The sequence below is a fragment of the Streptomyces sp. NPDC001750 genome (assembly GCF_042892615.1).
In the GTDB taxonomy this organism is placed as follows: domain Bacteria; phylum Actinomycetota; class Actinomycetes; order Streptomycetales; family Streptomycetaceae; genus Streptomyces.
In genome coordinates, this window is record NZ_JBIAUE010000025.1 from 36,669 (window position 1) to 55,100 (window position 18,432).

Below are 18,432 nucleotides of genomic sequence, written 5' to 3' on the forward strand. Positions count from 1 at the left end.
GTTGGGGATCGTATGTCGTTCTTCTACGAGCTGGCCGACCAGTACATCGACGGTGAGTGGCGGACCGGAACCGGCTCGTGGGACATCATCGATTTCAATCCCTACAACGGTGAGAAACTCGCCGCGATCACCATCGCCACCGCGCGCGAGGTCGACCTGGCCTACCGCGCCGCCGAACGCGCCCAGGAGTCCTGGGCCGCCACGGGACCGTACCGGCGCCGGGCAATTCTGGAACGTGCGCTGCGCATCATCGAGGAGCGGCACGAAGCGATCGTCGAGGTCATCATCGACGAACTGGGCGGCATCCGTTCCAAGGCCGAGCAGGAGATCCACGTCGCCAAGGAATTCCTGCGCGACGCGACACGGCTGGCGCTGAGCCCCATGGGCCGCATTCTGCCCTCCCTGGTGGACGGCAAGGAGAACCGCGTCCACCGTAGGCCGATAGGCGTCGTCGGTGTCATAAGCCCCTTCAACTTCCCTTTCCTGGTGGCGATGAAGTCCGTCGCTCCGGCTCTCGCCCTCGGCAACGCCGTCGTCCTTAAGCCCAACCAGAACGCCCCGGTCTCGGGCGGTGTGCTGCTGGCGAAGATCTTCGAGGACGCCGGGCTGCCCGCAGGACTCCTCAACGTGCTGATCACCGATGTCGCCGAGATCGGGGACGCGTTCATCGAGCACCCCGTGCCGAAGATGATCTCCTTCGCGGGTACGGACCGGGTCGGTCGGCACGTCGGCGCCGTCGCGGCCGGGCACTTCAAGCGCACGATCCTCGAACTCAGCGGCAACAGCGCCCTGGTGGTGCTGGACGACGCGGACGTCGACCATGCCGTCGACGCCGCCGTCTTCAGCCGATTCATGTACCAGGGCCAGGTATGCATGGCCGCCAACCGCGTCCTGGTGGACCGTCGTGTCGAGCGGGAGTTCACCGAGAAGTTCACCGCCCGGGTGGCCGCGCTGCGGACCGGCGACCCCCGCGACCCGCGGACCGAGATCGGCCCGGTCATCGACACGTTCCAGGCCGACGCGCTGACCGCCTTCGTCGACCAGGCCCTCGCCGAGGGGGCCACCGCGCCCGTACGGGGCCGTACGCGCGGCAACCTCGTCGAACCGACCGTGCTCACCGGGCTGCCGGAGGACTCCCCGCTGCTGTCCCAGGAGATATTCGGCCCGGTGGTGGTCCTGATGACGTTCGACGGCGAGGACGAAGCCGTACGGATCGCCAACGCCACCCCGTACGGTCTGAGCGGCGCCGTCCACACCCGTGGCGTCGAGCGCGGGGTGCGGTTCGCGCGGCGCGTGGTCAGCGGGATGTTCCACGTCAACGGGCCCACCGTCCAGGACGACCCGCTGGTGGTCTTCGGCGGCGAGAAGTCCTCCGGGGTCGGCCGGCTGAACGGCGAGGCGGCCGTGGAAGCCTTCACCACCCAGACGTGGATGTCCATCCAGCACGGGCGGAGCGCGTTCCCCTTCTGAGGTGCCCGCTGCGGGGAACGTGCCCGCTGTGGGTTCCGAGGGACGCTGTGCATCTGTTCCGGGGCCGCGCCGATCCGGGGCGGCCATGGGGACGCCGGTCAGGGCATCCATCGGGCGTCGGTCGGGCGTCGTCGGGCGCCCGTTGCGCAATGAGGTCAGGATCTGACCTCTTGGGGTCCTAACGTGACCGGCGTCAGGAAGAACAAGCAGAATCCGGCACGGTTCCCGAGGTGGACATCATGGTCACTCACGTTCCCGCAGAAGCTTTCGGTGACGAGCGCGGCGCGCTTCTCTCCTTCGTCGAGGCGCAGCGCGGCGCGATCCGTCGCTCGCTGATCGGTCTGACCGCGCAGCAGGCGGCGAGCCGTCCCAGCGCGAGCGAACTGTCCCTGGGCGGGCTGCTCAAGCACGTCGCCGAGACGGAGCTCAACTGGCTGCGGATGGCCCAGCAGCGGCCGAGCGAGACTTCGCGCAACCAGGAGACCTGGGCGGACAGTTTCCGGCTCGCCGACGACGAGACCGTGGAGGGGATGCTGGAGTCCTGGGAGGACATCGCGGTCCAGGTCGAGAAGTTCATCCGCTCGGTGCCCAGCCTGGACGACACCTTCCCGCTTCCCGCGGCGCCCTGGTTCCCCAAGGAGGGGCGGGTCTCGATGCGCTGGCTGCTGCTCCACCTCGTCGAGGAGCACGCGCGTCACGCCGGACATGCCGACATCATCCGGGAGTCCCTGGACGGCAGCACCGCGCTCGAGCTGGTCGCCAAGGCGGGGGGTTACGCTGGTCAAAGTTGATCAGGAGGGGTGCGTGACATGTCCGCGATCCGGCTGCTCGTCCTGTGCGCGGTGCGTCAGCACGGGCGGGCGCACGGCTATCAGGTCCGCAACGATCTGGAGTACTGGGGCGCCCACGAGTGGTCCAACGCCAAACCCGGATCGATCTACCACGCGCTGAAGCAGATGGCGAAGCAGGGGCTGCTGGTCGCCCACGAGACCGCTCCGAGCACGGTGGGCGGCCCGCCCCGGACCGAGTACGAGATCACCGAGCGGGGGAACGAGGAGTACCTGGCACTGCTGCGCGAGGCACTGACCTCGTACGACCAGAAGCCGGACGCACTGGCGGCGGGCCTCGGCGGCATGGTCGACCTGGAGCGGTCCGAGGTGATCGGGCTGCTCAGGCAGCGGGTGGCCGGTCTCGCGGCCTGGCGGGCATCGGTCACGGAGTACTACACGCCGGAGGCCGGGCCCGAAGCGCTCGGGCACATCGGCGAGATCATGAACATGTGGGTCCACTCGGCGGATGCGGGGGCCGAGTGGACGCGCGGGCTGATCGCCCGGATCGAGGGCGGGGCGTACTGCTTCGCGGGGGAGGGCGAACCGTTCGTCGGCGTGCTCGCGGAGGGGCAGGAGAATCCGTACGCGACCGGCGTCCAGGATCCCGGCGACGACGAGTGACCGGGCGGAAGGGCGAGCGACCGGTCGGAAGTGGGTGGTGGAGGCCGGTGACGCACGTCAGCGGCGGACATCAGTGGCGGACGTCAGTGGCGGACGTCAGTGGTGGAAGGACGTCGCCGCCTGCTTGTCGTGGCTCAACGGATGTGGCTGACGGCGTAGTTCGGGCAGGATCAGTCGGAGGTCCTCCGTGAGCAGTTCGGCCAGGTCCGACGAGAAGCCGTTGCGGCACACCACCCGCAGCACGGACAGGTCCTGCCGGTTGGCCGGGAAGGTGTACGCGGGCACCAGCCAGCCGTGCTCGCGCAGCCGCCGCGACACGTCGAAGACGTCGTACGCCTCCACGTCCGGTGTGGTCGTCAGCGCGAAGACGGGCAGCTGATCGCCCCGCGTGAGCAGCCGGAAGTCCCCCAACTCCTCGATCTTTCCCGCCAGTTCGCAGGCGATGTCACGGGACGACTGCTGGACGGCCCGGTATCCGTCCCGGCCCAGCCGCAGGAACGTGTAGTACTGCGCGACCACCTGGGAGCCGGGCCGGGAGAAGTTCAGCGCGAAGGTCGGCATGTCGCCGCCCAGGTAGTTGACCCGGAAGACCAGTTCCTCGGGAAGTTCGGCGGGCGAGCGCCACAGCGCCCAGCCGACGCCGGGGTAGACCAGTCCGTACTTGTGGCCCGAGGTGTTGATCGAGGAGACCCGGGGAAGCCGGAAGTCCCACACCAGGTCCGGGTCCAGGAACGGCGCGATCATCCCGCCGGACGCCCCGTCGACATGGACGGGGACGTCGAGGCCGGTGCGTTCCTGGAGCGCGTCCAGGGCGGCACAGAGTTCGGCGATCGGCTCGTACGAGCCGTCGAAGGTGGAGCCGACGACGCCGACGACGCCGATGGTGTTCTCGTCGCAGAGGTCGGCCGCCGCCTGCGGGTCGAGATGGAAGCGGTCGCCCTCCATCGGGACCTGCCGCGCCTCGATCTCCCAGAAGTTGCAGAACTTCTCCCAGCAGACCTGCACGTTGATGCCCATGACCAGGTTCGGCCGGGCGGACGCCGGATAACGTTCCGCGTTCCTGGCCGCCCAGCGGCGCTTCAGCGCCATTCCCGCCAGCATGCACGCCTCGCTGGAGCCGGTCGTCGAGCAGCCCACGGCGGCCGACGGATCGGGTGCGTTCCACAGATCGGCGAGCATCGCCACGCACCGTCGCTCCAGCTCCGCGGTGCGCGGGTACTCGTCCTTGTCGATCATGTTCTTGTCGCAGCACTCGCCCATCAGCACCCTGGCCTGGGGCTCCATCCAGGTGGTGACGAAGGTGGCGAGGTTGAGCCGCGCGTTGCCGTCCAGCATCAACTCGTCATGGACCAGTTGGTACGCGGTCGACGGCGGCATCGGCCCGTCGGGAAGCCGGTGGCGGGGCGGCGCCGTCTCCATGCCGGCGACCGGATCGGCCTCCCCGAAGAACGGGTTGAGGGCGAGCCTGCGGCGTTCCCGGGACGGTTCCGTGCCGCGGGGCGAACCAGTGTGGAGAGACATCGGCGGACAACCCTTCTCGGCTCTCGACGGACTTCGGGCGGCGGGGGGATCAACTCTCCGCGGCGAGGCCGCCTTGACGGCACGGGCGGACCTCACGACCCGCTCGGCCCGGATCCGGGCGGCGGTCAGCGTCTGCTCGCCGACCGGGATGTCGCCCTGCCCCGAAACGGGCGAGGTGCCGTACGGATCCCCGTCGACACACTTCACGGGCTCCGTGCAACCGGGGGTGACCAGGATGCCGCCGAAGTGGTGAACCGTGTTGTGGAGCGCCAGCAGGCTGGATTCCTGGCCGCCGTGCGTGGTGCTGGTGGAGGTGAAGCCGCGGTACACCTTGATCGGCGAGCCGGCCCGCCTGCCAGAGGCCCCCGAGGGGGTCCAGGAACTGCTTCAGCTGGGGGGTGACGTTGCCGAAGCGGGTGGGCGTGCCGAGGATCACGGCGTCCGCCCAGATCATGTCGTCGGGCGACGCCTCGGCGACATCGGCGGTCGCCCTCGCGTTGGCGGCCCAGGCCGGACTGGAGCCGATGGCGGCCTGCGGGGCGGGTTCGGCGGCCTTGCGCAGCCGTACCCCCGCACCGGTCTTCTCCGCGTACTCCGCGACGGCTTTGGCCATCGCGGCGACCGTGCCGGTCGAGGAGTAGTGGATGGCGGCGACGTCGACGGGCGTGGGCATCGCGGAGACCTCCGGCAGGCACGAGGGAACGCATCCGAACATATCCGGGCTTATCCCTATGGAGGGGACGATACGGAACATGGGGGCGTCCGGCGCGTCGGCCGGCCGCTCGGCCGAGTGGCCGGCCTGGCCGAGCGGTGCCGCGAGGGGCTCGGGCTTGCACCTCACGTGACGTCAGGACGCAGGATCGGAACGTACCCGGGATTCAGGCGTCCCCGGGGTGGGAGGCGCCGGGTGCGGAGAAGGGAGCGGGAGGGTCGTGGACTACTCCGTGGGACAGGTGGCCGGCTTCGCCGGGGTCACGGTGCGCACCCTGCACCACTACGACGCCATCGGGCTGCTCTCGCCCGGTGGGCGCAGCCACTCCGGTCACCGCCGGTACGACGACGCGGACCTGGACCGGTTGCAGCAGATCCTGTTCTACCGGGAGCTGGGCTTCCCGCTCGATGAGATCACGGTACTGCTCGACGACCCGGACGCGGACCCGCAGGACCACCTGCGCCGCCAGCACCGACTGCTGACCGACCGGATCGCCGGGCTCCAGAAGATGGCGGACGCCGTCGAGACAGCCATGGAGGCACGGAAGATGGGCATCAACCTCACGCCGGAGGAGAAGTTCGAGGTGTTCGGGGACCAGGACCCCGAGGAGCACGCGGAGGAGGCCGAACGCCGCTGGGGCGGCACCGACCCCTACGTCGAGTCGCAGCGTCGGGCCGCCCGGTACACGAAGGAGGACTGGAAGCGGATGCAGGCGGAGATGGCCGACTGGGACGCCGCCTACGCCGCGCTGATGGAGGCCGGTGAGCCGGCCACCGGTGCGCGCGCCATGGACCTGGTCGAGGCGTACCGGCAGCACATCACCAAGTGGTTCTACCCGTGCACGCCCGAGATGCATCGGGCGCTCGCGGAGATGTACGTGTCCGACCCGCGCTTCCGCGCCCGCTACGAGTCGATCCGGCCCGGCATGGCCGAGCACCTGCGCGACGCCGTCGTCGCCAACGCGGAACGCCTCTCGTAGTCGCTCGCGGCCGTGCGGCGGCCTCGCGCGGCCGTGCGGCGCCGCACAAGGGAGCGCTTTGTCCCGGTTGGCCCGGTCCGTGCGCCCGTGAGGGAGACTGGAACCCGACGACGGCATTCTGCGTTGATAGCTTTGGGCGGCCACGCAGTTGTCGGCGGCCACGCAGCCGCCATCGACCGACTCAGGAGCCCGGACCCTTGAATACGCTTGCGCTCGGACCGAGCTGGCTGGACCCGGACTATCTCATCAACACCTTCGGACTCCCCGGTGTCCTTCTCATCGTCTTCGCCGAGTCCGGACTGCTGATCGGCTTCTTCCTGCCCGGTGACTCCCTGCTCTTCACCACGGGCCTGCTGGTGACCACGGACCAGCTGCGGTCCCCGCTGTGGATGGTCTGCACGCTGGTGGCCGCGGCTGCGATCATCGGTGACCAGGTGGGGTATCTCTTCGGCCGCAAGGTGGGCCCGGCGCTCTTCAGGCGCCCGGACTCCCGCCTCTTCAAGCAGGAGAACGTCGAGAAGGCGCACGACTTCTTCGAGAAGTACGGGCCGAAGTCGCTGATCCTGGCCCGCTTCGTCCCCGTGGTGCGCACGTTCACGCCGATCATCGCCGGTGTGAGCCGGATGAACTACCGCTCGTTCATCGTGTTCAACATCATCGGCGGAATCCTGTGGGGGGTCGGCGTCACGCTCCTCGGCTCCGCCCTCGGCAAGATCGAGTTCGTCCACAAGAACATCGAGGCGATACTCATCCTGATCGTGCTCATCTCGGTGGTGCCGATCGCGATCGAGTTCCTGCGGGCCCGTTCCAAGGCGAAGAAGGAAGCGGCGGCGGGTATCGCGGCTTCGGGCGACGGGGCGGCCGCCGACGGCGGCCCGGTCGCCGTCCAGCGCGGGCGCCACGCCAAGCGCTGACCGGGCCCCGAGTCCCACGACACTCGCTTCCCGCGGGGGCGTACGCGTACGGCGCGTACGCCCCCGCGGCGTATCCACCGACTCGGCTCCTCGACTCCGTCCCCCGGTATCGCGGGCCCGGACACTCGGGCCGCAGGCCCGCGGGCCGAGACTCCGGCGGGGAGTCCGGAGCTCCGGCCCGGAGGTCGCGACCGGCTCAGAAGCCGCGCGTCCGCTTGGCCGCGCGGCGGTTCGCCCCGCCGACCTCTCCCGGCACCCGCATGAACAACCGGGAGATCTCGCTCCCCAGGTTCACCCCGATGGCGATGGCCAGCGCCGTCGCCACGGCGGTGGACAGCGACACGAGCCCGGCGTTCACGTTCCCCTGCGCCACGGCCAGCAGCCCGAAGTACGTGGCCGAACCCGGCAGCAGCGGGCCGATCGCGGCCGTGATGAAGGGGAGCGACGAGGTGTGCCGGTAACGCGAGAAGAGCTGTCCGAACAGGCCCACCAGACCGGCCGCCGTCGCCGTCGCCAGCACCGGTGAGATGCCTCCGGTACGGGCCATCGCCCCGAAGATCACCCAGGCCACGGCGCCGTTGAGGGTGACCGCCAGGACCGTGGAACGGTCCTGCTGGAGCAGGATCGCGAAGGCGAAACAGAGCGCCATCGACGCCAGGATCTGCACCACGGGCCGGTCGGGGACGAAGAACCTGGTTCCAGGGTTCAGCTGTGCGCCCAGCTGGAGGCCCATGTACAGCACGAGCAGCACACCGACGACGATGCCGATGAACAGGTACATGACTTCGAGCAGGCGTGCCGCCGCCGTGATGTAGAAACCGGTCAGTCCGTCCTGCACGCCCGCGACCAGGGCCCGTCCCGGCAGCAGCGCGAACAGCCCACCCGTGATGACCGCGGACGGCCGCAGGTCCGACCAGTGGGTCAGGGTCAGCGCCACGCCCAGCGCGGCCGGCGGCATCGCCGCCACCACGAACTGGTAGAACTCCGGCAGCCCGCGGCCGGCGCACAACCAGGCGAGCCGGTCACCGAGCATCGCGCCGATCGCCGCCACCACGAACACCAGCGCGCCACCGCCGACCAGCACCGAGGCCGCCCCCGCGAGACCGCCGCCGGCCAGCGTCAGCACCCAGCCGGAGTACGGGTGCCGGTTGCGTCGTATCTCGGCCAGGCGCCGGTAGGCGTCCTCCAGCGAGACCTCGACGTCCCCGGTGGTGATGTCGTCGATGAGCCGGAAGACGGCGGCCAGCCGGGTGTAGTCGGTGCCGCGGCGGCGTACGGTACGGCTCGCCGTCACCGGGTCGTCGACCAGCGACGGCTGGTACGAGATGGACAACAGGGTGAAGGTGACCGTGGGCTCGCTGCGGTCCAGCCCGTAGCTGCGGGTCACCGCGAACATCGCCGCCTCGACATCCTCGGCGCCCTCGCCACCGGCGAGCAGCAGTTCCCCGATGCGCAGCGTCAGGTCGAGCACGCGCGGCACCGCCGGGCCCGTCTCGTCGGACTTCTGCACCAGCTCGGGCGCGGGACGCTCGGCGACCGGCATGCGCAGCATCGTGCGCATCCGGTCCTGCCAGGGAGCCTCCTTGGTCAGCTGGATCATCGGGCTGCCGTGCGCGGGAGTGAAGGCAGGAGGCGATTGGCGGGCGCGGTACGTGCGCGGCGGCGCGAAGGCGGAGCCGATCGTGTCCGAGCCCGAACCGGAACCCGGTCCCGAGCCGGAGGCGGAACCCGAAGCGGAACCGGCTCCGGCCCCCTGGGGCTCGGTCGCCAGACCGGCCGGAACGGCGAATTCCGAGGTCGGGTGGTCGTCGTCCGCGGCCGACGCGGGCGGCTCCACCCCCGCCGGTGGTACGAAGGCGCTGCGCGCCTCGTCGGACTGGGGCTTCTGGTCCTCCGGACCGCCCGGTTCCGCCGCCACTCGACCAGTTCCTCCTCGGCTGTGCGACCTCGGCTCGCGCCTCTGCACCCCAGTATGGGCACGGGCGGGGCCGGTAACGCGAGGGGCCGGACGTACGGAACGGGCGTAAGGAACGGGCGGGCGCGGCGGGCAGGCGAAACGGGCGGCACTCCGCGGGAAGGAGTGCCGCCCGTTTCCGGAACGTCAGTGTCGGCCGGGCCGCACACAAAACCGTGGGCGGGAGTCTGAGCGCGGAACCGCGGACGGAACCGCGGGCCGGAGCACAAACGGAACCACTAAACGGACCGCGAACGGAACCGTGATCGGATCCGCGAACGGAACCCTGATCGGACCCGCGGACCGGACCGTGGACGTCAGTGCGCGCCGCCCTGCGCCTCAAGGCGCTTGTAGGACGCCTCGATCTCGGCCTCGGCCTCGGCGCGGCCCACCCAGTCGGCGCCCTCGACCGACTTGCCGGGCTCCAGGTCCTTGTAGACCTCGAAGAAGTGCTGGATCTCCAGGCGGTCGAACTCCGACACGTGGTGGATGTCGCGCAGGTGCTCCACCCGGGGGTCGGAGGCCGGCACGCACAGCAGCTTGTCGTCGCCGCCGGCCTCGTCCGTCATGCGGAACATGCCGATGGCGCGGCACTTGATGAGGCAACCGGGGAAGGTCGGCTCGTCCAGGAGGACCAGCGCGTCCAGCGGGTCGCCGTCCTCGCCGAGGGTGTTCTCGACGAAGCCGTAGTCCGCCGGGTAGCTCGTCGAGGTGAAGAGCCGACGGTCCAGACGGATCCGACCGGTCTCGTGGTCCACCTCGTACTTGTTCCGCGAACCCTTCGGAATCTCGATGGTGACGTCGAACTCCACGGGTGGCTCCTCCATGATCAAGACATACGACTGGTGATTAAGTGTCCCCCACGCAGATGTGTGCTCGCGAAAGGGGCTGGTCAACGGTGGACGAGCCGGTGAAGAGACCGTCGGTCAACCCGCTGGACAGACTGGGCGCGCTCACCCGCAGGGGCGGTGCGACCAGGCTGAAGGGACTGAGCGACCGGCAGTTCACGGCCGTCGCCGCCGGCCTCGGTCTGGTGCTCGCGGCCGGCGCCGCCCTTGCCGCCGGTCCGTGGGACTCGGGTCAGCGTAAGGCCGAGCAGGACTGGGCCGCGGCCCGCGGCGGCACAGGTGGCGTACATCACGAAGCCGGTACGCCGTCCGGCGCGCGTCCCGCGCCCAGCGCCCCGCCCGTCCTGGCCCCCCTCTCCGTCCCGGGCGGCGCCGCCGACACCGCGGACGACTCCGCCCCCGGCGGGACGGCGTCCGCCCCGACCGCCGCCCTCGGCCGGCTGCTGAAGGACCCCGCCCTGGGCACCGCGCGCGCCGCCGTCGTCATCGACACCGCCACCGGGAAGCGGCTCTACGAGCAGGGCGCCGACACGCCCATGACCCCCGCCTCCACGGTCAAGATCGCCACCTCGGCCGCCGCCCTGAGCGCGCTCGGCCCCCACCACCGCATCGCCACGACGGTCCGGGCGTCCCCCGACTTCCGTGCCGTCACCCTGGTCGGCGGCGGCGACCCCACCCTCGACGAGCCGGCCCTGCGCGCCCTGGCCGCCGACACCGCCCGGGTCCTGAAGCAGCGGGGTGTGACGAAGGTCCGCCTCGCGTACGACACCTCCCGCTACTCCGGGCCCGCACGGCATCCGATCGGCCGCAACGAGAACATCGCGCCCCTCACCGCGCTGATGACCGACGAGGGCCGGCTCGACCGCAGCGACAGCGGGCCCGCCCCGCGCAGCGACGACCCGGCCGGCGACACCGCCCGCGCCTTCGGCGAACTGCTCGACGACGCGGGGATCGCCGTCCCGTCCGGGCCGGTGTCCGGCCGCGCGCCCGCCGGCTCCCGCCCGGTCGCCCGGCATCTGTCCGCCCCGCTCTCGGCCCTGGTCGAACGCGCCCTGACCAACAGCGACAACGACATCGCCGAGGCCCTCGCCCGGCAGACCGCCGTGGCCGCGGGCGAACCGGCCGACTTCGACGGCGCCCGACGCGCCGTCACCGCGCGGCTCGGCGCGCTCCAACTGCCGCTGAAGGGCGCGAACCTCGCCGACGGCAGCGGGCTGAACCGCAAGGACAAGGTCACCGCCGGACTGCTGGCCGGGCTCCTCGCCCGCGCCGCCGACCCGGCCCACCCCGAGCTGCGCCCGGTCCTCACCGGCCTCCCCGTGGCCGGGTTCACCGGCACGCTCAGCGACCGCTACACCGCGAAGTCCGCGGGCACCGGCCTGATCCGTGCCAAGACCGGCACCCTGACCGGGGTGAACTCGCTCGCCGGCACGGTCGTCGACGCACGGGGCCGGCTGCTCGCCTTCGCCTTCCTGGCCTCGGGCACCACCTCCCCGTCCGAGGCGCAGTCCTCCCTCGACGCCCTCGCCACCAGCCTCGCCGCCCCCACCCGGTGAACCGGTGCGCCCGGTGAGCCGGTGCCCCTCCCGGCACCGGTCCGCCGGCCGCCCGGACCCCGGGCTTCCGCGCGTGGCCCCGTCAACACCCCGGCGCGGACGGAGCCGAGCACGTACGGTTGACACATGACGAGCATCGGTGGGGCCGAGATGGTCGACTGGAATCTCGCGGTCGCGACCGCGACCCGGCTGGTCCGGCCCGGGCCGGAGATCAGCCGTGAGGAGGCCCGCGAGGTCGTCGCGGAGCTGCGTCGGCACGCCAAGGCGTCCGAGGACCACGTCCGCTCCTTCACCCGGATGATCCCCGAGGGGACCGAACCGGAGGACACCCCGGTCCTGGTCGTGGACCGGGCCGGCTGGATCCGGGCCAACGCCGACGGCTTCCGCGAACTGCTCCGCCCGCTGCTGGGGAAGATGCGCGAGCGGCGCGGCAACGGCCCCGGAGGAGTCGTGCTCGGCGCCGTCGGCGGCAAGGTGACCGGTGTCGAGGTGGGGATGCTGCTGTCGTTCCTGGCCTCCCGGGTCCTCGGCCAGTACGAGACGTTCGCACCCGCCGGGCGCGAATTCCCGGCCGCGGCCGACGGCGGCAGGCTGCTGCTGGTCGCGCCGAACATCGTCCACGTCGAGCGCGAGCTGGCGGTCGACCCGCACGACTTCCGGCTCTGGGTCGCCCTGCACGAGGAGACCCACCGCACCCAGTTCACCGGTGTGCCCTGGCTGCGCGACCACCTCCAGGGCGAGATCCAGTCATTCCTCGAAGAGACCGACGTCGACCCGATGACCTTCCTGGAGCGGCTTCGTGAGGCCGTCCAGTCGCTGGCCGGGGGCCGCCCCGAGGGCGAGGACGGCGAGGAGGGCGGACGCAGCCTCGTCGAACTCGTCCAGACCCCCGCCCAGCGGGAGATCCTCGGCCGGCTCACCGCCGTGATGTCCCTGCTCGAAGGGCACGCCGACTACGTGATGGACGGCGTCGGACCCGAGGTCGTCTCCTCCGTCGCCGAGATCCGCGAGAAGTTCCAGCAGCGCCGGGCGCGCGGGGCGAGCCGCCTCGACCAGGCGCTGCGCAAGCTCCTCGGGCTCGACGCCAAACTGCGCCAGTACCGCGACGGCGAACAGTTCGTCCGCGCCGTGGTCGACGAGGTGGGCATGGACGGCTTCAACCGGGTCTGGACCTCGCCGAACACGCTCCCCACCAAGGCGGAGATCTCGAAGCCCGCGGACTGGATCGCGAGGGTGCACCGCAGGGCGGAGTGAGGGTGCACCGTAAGGCAGAGCCGCGACCATGGCGGCCACGACGGCGCGCGACAGGACAAGAACGCTCCGGTAATCACCCATCCGAGGGACCGTAGAGGCATGGGAAGGCGTGCAATGCTCGATGGACGGCTTGCCTCTGTCACCATCGATGCACTCTGAGTGACGGAATTCTCACTCGTCCCGTCACTCCTAGGCACTCCCGATACTCCACGAAGGGCACCGGACATGGGTCCCCATCCTGCGGTCGCGGCGATACGCCTGGCGGTCCGCCGCGTACTCCACGACGTACTCACCGAACACACTCGCAACAACGCCCGCGACAGCAACCACGGCCACAGCTGCGACAACGCCGGACGCGCCCGCGACGCCGGGCACCCCCGGCGCACTCCGCACCCCGGGTTCGCCGAAGCCGGCGCGGGCAGACAGCGCCCCGCACTCCCCGATACCCCACTGGTGCTCGTCGCATGCTCCGGCGGCGCCGATTCCATGGCACTCGCCTCCGCACTCGCCTTCGAGGCGCGCAAGCTCGACGTCCGGGCCGGTGGCATCACCGTCGACCACGGCCTCCAGGACGGCTCCGACACCCGGGCCGCCGAAGTCGTCGACCGCCTCGCCGCCATGCACCTCGACCCGGTCGAGTCCGTCGCCGTGCGCGTCGGCCAGGAGGGCGGGCCCGAGGCCGCCGCCCGTGACGCCCGCTACGCGGCCCTGGACGAGGCCGCCGAACGGCACGGAGCCGCCGCCGTGCTGCTCGGCCACACCCGCGACGACCAGGCGGAAACGGTGCTGCTGGGCCTCGCCCGCGGCTCCGGCATCCGGTCTCTCTCCGGCATGGCCGCCGCGTCCGGACCGTCCGGCCGCTACCGCCGCCCCTTCCTCCAGCTCGACCGGCAGACCGCCCGCAAGGCCTGCCTCGTCCAGTCCCTGCCCGTGTGGGACGACCCGCACAACATCGATCCCGCCTACACCCGCTCCCGGCTGCGCCACGAGGGCCTGCCCGCCCTGGAGAAGGCGCTGGGCAAGGGGGTCGTCGAGGCCCTGGCCCGTACCGCGCAGCTCTCCCGCGACGACGCCGACGCGCTCGACACCTGGGCCGCCGAGGCCGAGCGCACCGTACGGGACGAGGCGGGCCGGCTGGAGTGCGCCGCGCTGTACGCGCTGCCGCCCGCCGTACGCCGCCGGGTGCTGCGCCGGGCCGTCGTGGAGGCCGGTTCCCCGGCCGGTTCGCTGTTCGCCCGGCACATCGAGGAGGTCGACCGCCTGATCACCGGCTGGCGCGGCCAGCGGGCCATCAACCTGCCCGGCCGCGTCGAGGCCATGCGCCAGGGTGGCAGACTTGTGATTCGGCAGAGCTGAAGCACGAGCGGCTGACACGCAGGCGAGAGGCCGCCGCCGGTACGGGGCGCCGCCCCGGGCCCGGCAGGCACAGAAAGAGACGCGGGTGAACGAGAAGGACATGGGCACCGACCTCCAGTCGGTGCTCCTCACCAAGGAAGAGATCGACGCGAAGCTCGTCGAGCTGGCCGCGAAGATCGACGCGGAGTACGCGGGCAAGGACCTGCTCATCGTCGGCGTCCTCAAGGGCGCGGTGATGGTGATGGCGGACCTGGCGCGTGCGCTGTCCAACCCCGTCACCATGGACTGGATGGCCGTCTCGTCGTACGGCGCGGGCACCCAGTCCTCCGGAGTCGTCCGGATCCTGAAGGACCTGGACACCGACATCAAGGGCAAGCACGTCCTGATCGTCGAGGACATCATCGACTCGGGCCTGACCCTGTCCTGGCTGATGTCCAACCTCGGGTCGCGCGAGCCCGCGTCCCTGGAGATCTGCACGCTGCTGCGCAAGCCGGACGCGGCCAAGGTCGCGCTCGACTGCAAGTGGGTCGGTTTCGACATCCCCAACGAATTCGTCGTCGGCTACGGGCTGGACTACGCGGAGAAGTACCGCAACCTCCCCTTCGTCGGAACGCTCGCCCCGCACGTCTACGGCGGCTGACCGCCCGCCCGGTGCCGCCTTCCGGTACGGACCACGGCGGCGACCGACGGCGGGAACCTTTTACTCGATTCCCGTCGTTGAGACATGGAAGGACGGTTTTGACAGACGTCCCCGGCAGTCGCGGGTGACAATGCTGGGGTACCGTCCGAAGAACAGTCTTTTCTCACAGCAGCATTTACCTACGGGCAGGAGGGACGGGGCGTGATCGCCCCGTATGGATGGACGTGAAGCGATACTTCCGTGGGCCGGTCATGTGGATCGTGCTGGCCGTCCTCGCCGTGGTCGTGTTGATGCAGGTCGTCGGCTCGTCGGGCGGCTACAAATCGGTGGACACCGGCAAGGTGGTCCAGGCGATCAGCAGGGACCAGGTGGCGCAGGCCAAGCTGACCACCGGTGACGAACAGATCATCAAGATCGAGCTGAAGAACGGCCAGAAGCTCTCGGGCGAGTCCGGCGGCAAGTTCCAGGCGAACTACATCGGCAACCAGGGCGTCCAGCTCGCCGACACGCTGCAGCAGAAGTTCGAGAGCGGCAAGATCGACAAGGGCTACACGGTCTCCCCGTCGAAGCAGTCCCCGTTCATCTCGATCCTCCTGTCGCTGCTGCCCTTCGTCCTGATCGTGGTCGTCTTCCTGTTCCTGATGAATCAGATGCAGGGCGGCGGCTCCCGGGTCATGCAGTTCGGGAAGTCCAAGGCCAAGCTGATCACCAAGGACACCCCGAAGACGACGTTCGCCGACGTGGCGGGCTCGGACGAGGCGGTCGAGGAGCTCCAGGAGATCAAGGAGTTCCTCCAGGAGCCGGCGAAGTTCCAGGCCGTCGGTGCCAAGATCCCCAAGGGCGTCCTGCTGTACGGGCCTCCCGGTACGGGCAAGACGCTGCTCGCGCGCGCCGTCGCGGGGGAGGCGGGCGTCCCCTTCTACTCGATCTCCGGTTCCGACTTCGTCGAGATGTTCGTCGGTGTCGGTGCCAGCCGGGTCCGTGACCTCTTCGAGCAGGCCAAGGCGAACGCCCCGGCGATCGTCTTCGTCGACGAGATCGACGCCGTCGGCCGGCACCGCGGTGCCGGGATGGGCGGCGGTCACGACGAGCGCGAGCAGACGCTGAACCAGCTGCTCGTCGAGATGGACGGCTTCGACGTGAAGGGCGGCGTCATCCTGATCGCCGCCACGAACCGGCCGGACATCCTCGACCCGGCGCTGCTGCGTCCGGGCCGTTTCGACCGGCAGATCGCGGTCGACCGGCCGGACATGCAGGGCCGTCTGGAGATCCTCAAGGTCCACCAGAAGGGCAAGCCGGTCGCGAAGGACGTCGACCTCGGCGCCGTTGCCCGGCGCACGCCCGGCTTCACCGGCGCCGACCTGTCGAACGTGCTGAACGAGGCGGCGCTCCTCACGGCGCGCAGCAACCAGAAGCTGATCGACAACAAGATGCTCGACGAGGCCATCGACCGCGTCGTGGCGGGCCCGCAGAAGCGGACCCGGATCATGTCCGAGAAGGAGAAGAAGATCACCGCGTACCACGAGGGCGGACACGCCCTGGTCGCGGCGGCTTCTCCGCAGGCGGACCCGGTCCACAAGATCACGATCCTCTCCCGCGGCCGCGCCCTCGGTTACACGATGGTGCTCCCGGAGGAGGACAAGTACTCCACGACGCGCAACGAGATGCTCGACCAGCTGGCCTACATGCTGGGTGGGCGCGCGGCCGAGGAGCTGGTCTTCCACGACCCGACCACCGGTGCGGCGAACGACATCGAGAAGGCCACGGCCACGGCCCGCGCGATGGTCACGCAGTACGGCATGACGGAGCGTCTCGGCGCGATCAAGTTCGGCGGCGACAACACCGAGCCCTTCGTGGGCCGGGAGATGGGCCACCAGCGCGACTACTCGGAAGAGGTCGCGGCCCTCGTCGACGAAGAGGTCAAGAAGCTCATCGAGACCGCCCACAACGACGCGTGGGAGATCCTCGTCGAGAACCGCGACGTGCTGGACAACCTCGTTCTCCAGCTCCTGGAGAAGGAGACCCTCGGCAAGGAGGAGATCGCCGAGATCTTCGCCCCGGTCGTGAAGCGCCCGGCCCGCCCGGCGTGGACCGGTTCCGCACGGCGCACTCCGTCGACGCGGCCCCCGGTGCTCTCGCCGAAGGAGCTCGCGCTGACCAACGGCGCCACCACGGCGAACGGCTCGGTCGTCCCGGCGGACAGCGTTCCGGCGACCGAGGTGCTGCCGGAGGACCGCCCCGAGTCCTGATCCGGATGTGGTCCCTGTCACGGGGGCCGGACCGGGCTCGGAATGGATGCCGCGCCCTCGCAGGTTCTAGCCTGTGAGGGCGCGGCTTTTTCGTACGACCGTACGAGAAGTGTGTGCGGTGACAGCTCAGAGGAACGAGGCACAGATGACCGACCCGGTGACGTTGGACGGCCAGGGGCCGATCGGCGAGTTCGACGAGAAGCGGGCCGAGGCCGCCGTGCGCGAGCTCCTCCTCGCCGTGGGCGAGGACCCGGACCGCGAGGGGCTGCGCGAGACGCCGAGCCGGGTGTCGCGGGCGTACAAGGAGATTCTCGCCGGGCTGCGGCAGGTGCCCGAGGACGTCCTGACCACCACGTTCGATCTCGGACACGACGAGATGGTCCTGGTGAAGGACATCGAGATCGTCAGCCTCTGCGAGCACCACCTGCTGCCGTTCCACGGGGTGGCCCACGTCGGCTACATCCCGGCGGAGAGCGGCAAGATCACGGGTCTGTCGAAGCTCGCCCGCCTGGTCGACGTGTTCGCCCGCAGGCCCCAGGTGCAGGAGCGGCTGACCACGCAGATCGCGGACTCGCTGATGCGCATCCTGGAGGCGCGCGGCGCGATCGTGGTCATCGAGGCGGAGCACATGTGCATGTCCGTCCGGGGCATCCGCAAGCCCGGTGCGAAGACGACGACCTCGGCGGTGCGCGGCCAGCTGCGCGACGCGTCCACACGGGCCGAGGCGATGAGCCTGATACTGGCCCGCTAACGACCTCGTCCACGATTGGCAGTGGAGGAAGGAGCGGCGTCTGAGGCCTTCGAATCCAAGGCGGAGGAGGGAGTCGACGCGGAGCGTCGGGGACTGACGACAACGCCGGAGGCGGAGGTCCCAGACACTGCGACGCCGCTGCCAATCGTGGACGAGGTCGTAAGCCCTGTCCGGCCGGGGAGGGGCCCTCGGGGCCCCCGTGGGGGCACGGAGTCCTTGCGCCGGCCGGGAGACGGCGGACGGCGGGGTTCTGGCTCCGGGCAGGCCGCCGTCAGGCGGACGAGCGGGTCTTGTCGCCGTCCTCGTCCTCCGGGAGCTTGCAGATGCGCTCCAGCCAGAGGGCCGCGGCGACCACCGCGATGCCGGCCAGGACCGCGAAGCCCGCGTAGATCGCCTGGTCGCGGCGGGCGGGGACGTCGAGGGAGCCGAGCAGGAAGACGCCCGTGCCGCCGTACATCCCGGAGACCAGGGCCACGACCAGCGCGCTGGCCTGGCCGAAGACGACGGCCCGTGCCGCCATCAGGGGTTCGACGCCCTTGGCTCCCGGTCGGCGCTCGCGCTGGGCGCGCAGCCGGGAACGGATGGAGAGCGCCGTTGCGAGCAGGATGGCGGCGATCACCGCGAGCACGATCGGCGCGGCGAGGGGAACGCTCGGCAGGCTGCCCAGGGAGTCCCAGAGGCGCGCACCGCCCCAGGAGAGCACCCCGGCCGCGGCGAAGAGGCCGATGAGTACCCCGAGCCGTAGTTGCTTCACCGAGTGATCCGCCCTTCGCCGCT

The 18,432-nt window shown here is 70.6% G+C and carries 15 protein-coding genes and 1 pseudogene; 11 read left to right on the forward strand and 5 right to left on the reverse strand.

The window, feature by feature from the left end; translation table 11 throughout:
- The first annotated feature begins 12 nt into the window (after positions 1-12).
- The 3 genes from ACFYY6_RS30110 to ACFYY6_RS30120 all read left to right on the forward strand — a co-directional run bounded on the left by ACFYY6_RS30110 (position 13) and on the right by ACFYY6_RS30120 (position 2,921).
- Positions 13-1,470 (forward strand): aldehyde dehydrogenase family protein, encoded by a 1,458-nt coding sequence (locus ACFYY6_RS30110; protein WP_389196579.1) that lies wholly within the window; start codon positions 13-15, stop codon positions 1,468-1,470.
- A gap of 239 nt (positions 1,471-1,709) precedes the next feature.
- Positions 1,710-2,261 (forward strand): DinB family protein, encoded by a 552-nt coding sequence (locus ACFYY6_RS30115; RefSeq protein ID WP_386608418.1) that lies wholly within the window; start codon positions 1,710-1,712, stop codon positions 2,259-2,261.
- Between the two features lie 18 nt (positions 2,262-2,279).
- Entirely contained in the window at positions 2,280-2,921 is a 642-nt protein-coding gene (locus tag ACFYY6_RS30120) for a PadR family transcriptional regulator (protein ID WP_351516971.1), read from the forward strand.
- Between the two features lie 96 nt (positions 2,922-3,017).
- Here the strand turns inward: ACFYY6_RS30120 and ACFYY6_RS30125 are convergent, their stop codons facing one another.
- Positions 3,018-4,442, reverse strand: coding sequence for a glutamate decarboxylase (locus ACFYY6_RS30125; RefSeq protein ID WP_351516972.1), 1,425 nt, complete (start codon positions 4,440-4,442; stop codon positions 3,018-3,020).
- A gap of 49 nt (positions 4,443-4,491) precedes the next feature.
- Positions 4,492-5,115 (reverse strand): annotated as a pseudogene (locus ACFYY6_RS30130) (flavodoxin family protein).
- A gap of 259 nt (positions 5,116-5,374) precedes the next feature.
- Between ACFYY6_RS30130 and ACFYY6_RS30135 the strand changes: the two are divergent.
- Together ACFYY6_RS30135 and ACFYY6_RS30140 are read left to right on the forward strand one after the other, a co-directional pair.
- Positions 5,375-6,133: a MerR family transcriptional regulator gene (locus ACFYY6_RS30135; RefSeq protein ID WP_351516974.1), complete on the forward strand. Its 759-nt coding sequence runs from the start codon at positions 5,375-5,377 to the stop codon at positions 6,131-6,133.
- A gap of 197 nt (positions 6,134-6,330) precedes the next feature.
- Complete coding sequence (locus tag ACFYY6_RS30140; protein WP_351516975.1) at positions 6,331-7,047, forward strand: VTT domain-containing protein; 717 nt, start codon at positions 6,331-6,333, stop codon at positions 7,045-7,047.
- 196 nt (positions 7,048-7,243) lie between these two features.
- Here the strand turns inward: ACFYY6_RS30140 and ACFYY6_RS30145 are convergent, their stop codons facing one another.
- Together ACFYY6_RS30145 and ACFYY6_RS30150 are read right to left on the reverse strand one after the other, a co-directional pair.
- Positions 7,244-8,965, reverse strand: coding sequence for a threonine/serine exporter family protein (locus tag ACFYY6_RS30145; RefSeq protein WP_351630309.1), 1,722 nt, complete (start codon positions 8,963-8,965; stop codon positions 7,244-7,246).
- A 353-nt stretch (positions 8,966-9,318) separates the two neighbouring features.
- Positions 9,319-9,813, reverse strand: coding sequence for an inorganic diphosphatase (locus ACFYY6_RS30150; protein WP_351518875.1), 495 nt, complete (start codon positions 9,811-9,813; stop codon positions 9,319-9,321).
- A gap of 86 nt (positions 9,814-9,899) precedes the next feature.
- On the opposite strand from ACFYY6_RS30150, the gene dacB reads away from it, so the two are divergent.
- The 6 genes from dacB to folE all read left to right on the forward strand — a co-directional run bounded on the left by dacB (position 9,900) and on the right by folE (position 17,655).
- On the forward strand, positions 9,900-11,405 hold the full coding sequence (gene dacB, locus ACFYY6_RS30155) for a D-alanyl-D-alanine carboxypeptidase/D-alanyl-D-alanine-endopeptidase (protein WP_351518813.1): 1,506 nt from the start codon (positions 9,900-9,902) through the stop codon (positions 11,403-11,405).
- A gap of 126 nt (positions 11,406-11,531) precedes the next feature.
- A complete protein-coding gene (locus ACFYY6_RS30160) occupies positions 11,532-12,659 on the forward strand; it encodes a zinc-dependent metalloprotease (RefSeq protein ID WP_351518815.1) in 1,128 nt (375 codons plus the stop codon).
- Positions 12,660-12,884: 225 nt separating this feature from the next.
- Positions 12,885-14,015, forward strand: a complete 1,131-nt coding sequence (gene tilS / locus ACFYY6_RS30165; protein WP_389196582.1) for a tRNA lysidine(34) synthetase TilS — start codon at positions 12,885-12,887, stop codon at positions 14,013-14,015.
- A gap of 100 nt (positions 14,016-14,115) precedes the next feature.
- Entirely contained in the window at positions 14,116-14,655 is a 540-nt protein-coding gene (hpt, locus tag ACFYY6_RS30170; protein WP_335938371.1) for a hypoxanthine phosphoribosyltransferase, read from the forward strand.
- A gap of 218 nt (positions 14,656-14,873) precedes the next feature.
- A complete protein-coding gene (gene ftsH, locus ACFYY6_RS30175) occupies positions 14,874-16,904 on the forward strand; it encodes an ATP-dependent zinc metalloprotease FtsH (RefSeq protein WP_351518817.1) in 2,031 nt (676 codons plus the stop codon).
- 145 nt (positions 16,905-17,049) lie between these two features.
- Entirely contained in the window at positions 17,050-17,655 is a 606-nt protein-coding gene (gene folE / locus ACFYY6_RS30180; RefSeq protein ID WP_073789601.1) for a GTP cyclohydrolase I FolE, read from the forward strand.
- A 271-nt stretch (positions 17,656-17,926) separates the two neighbouring features.
- Here folE and ACFYY6_RS30185 read toward each other — a convergent pair whose 3' ends face one another.
- On the reverse strand, positions 17,927-18,409 hold the full coding sequence (locus ACFYY6_RS30185) for a DUF3180 domain-containing protein (protein WP_351518819.1): 483 nt from the start codon (positions 18,407-18,409) through the stop codon (positions 17,927-17,929).
- Between the last annotated feature and the right edge of the window lie 23 nt (positions 18,410-18,432).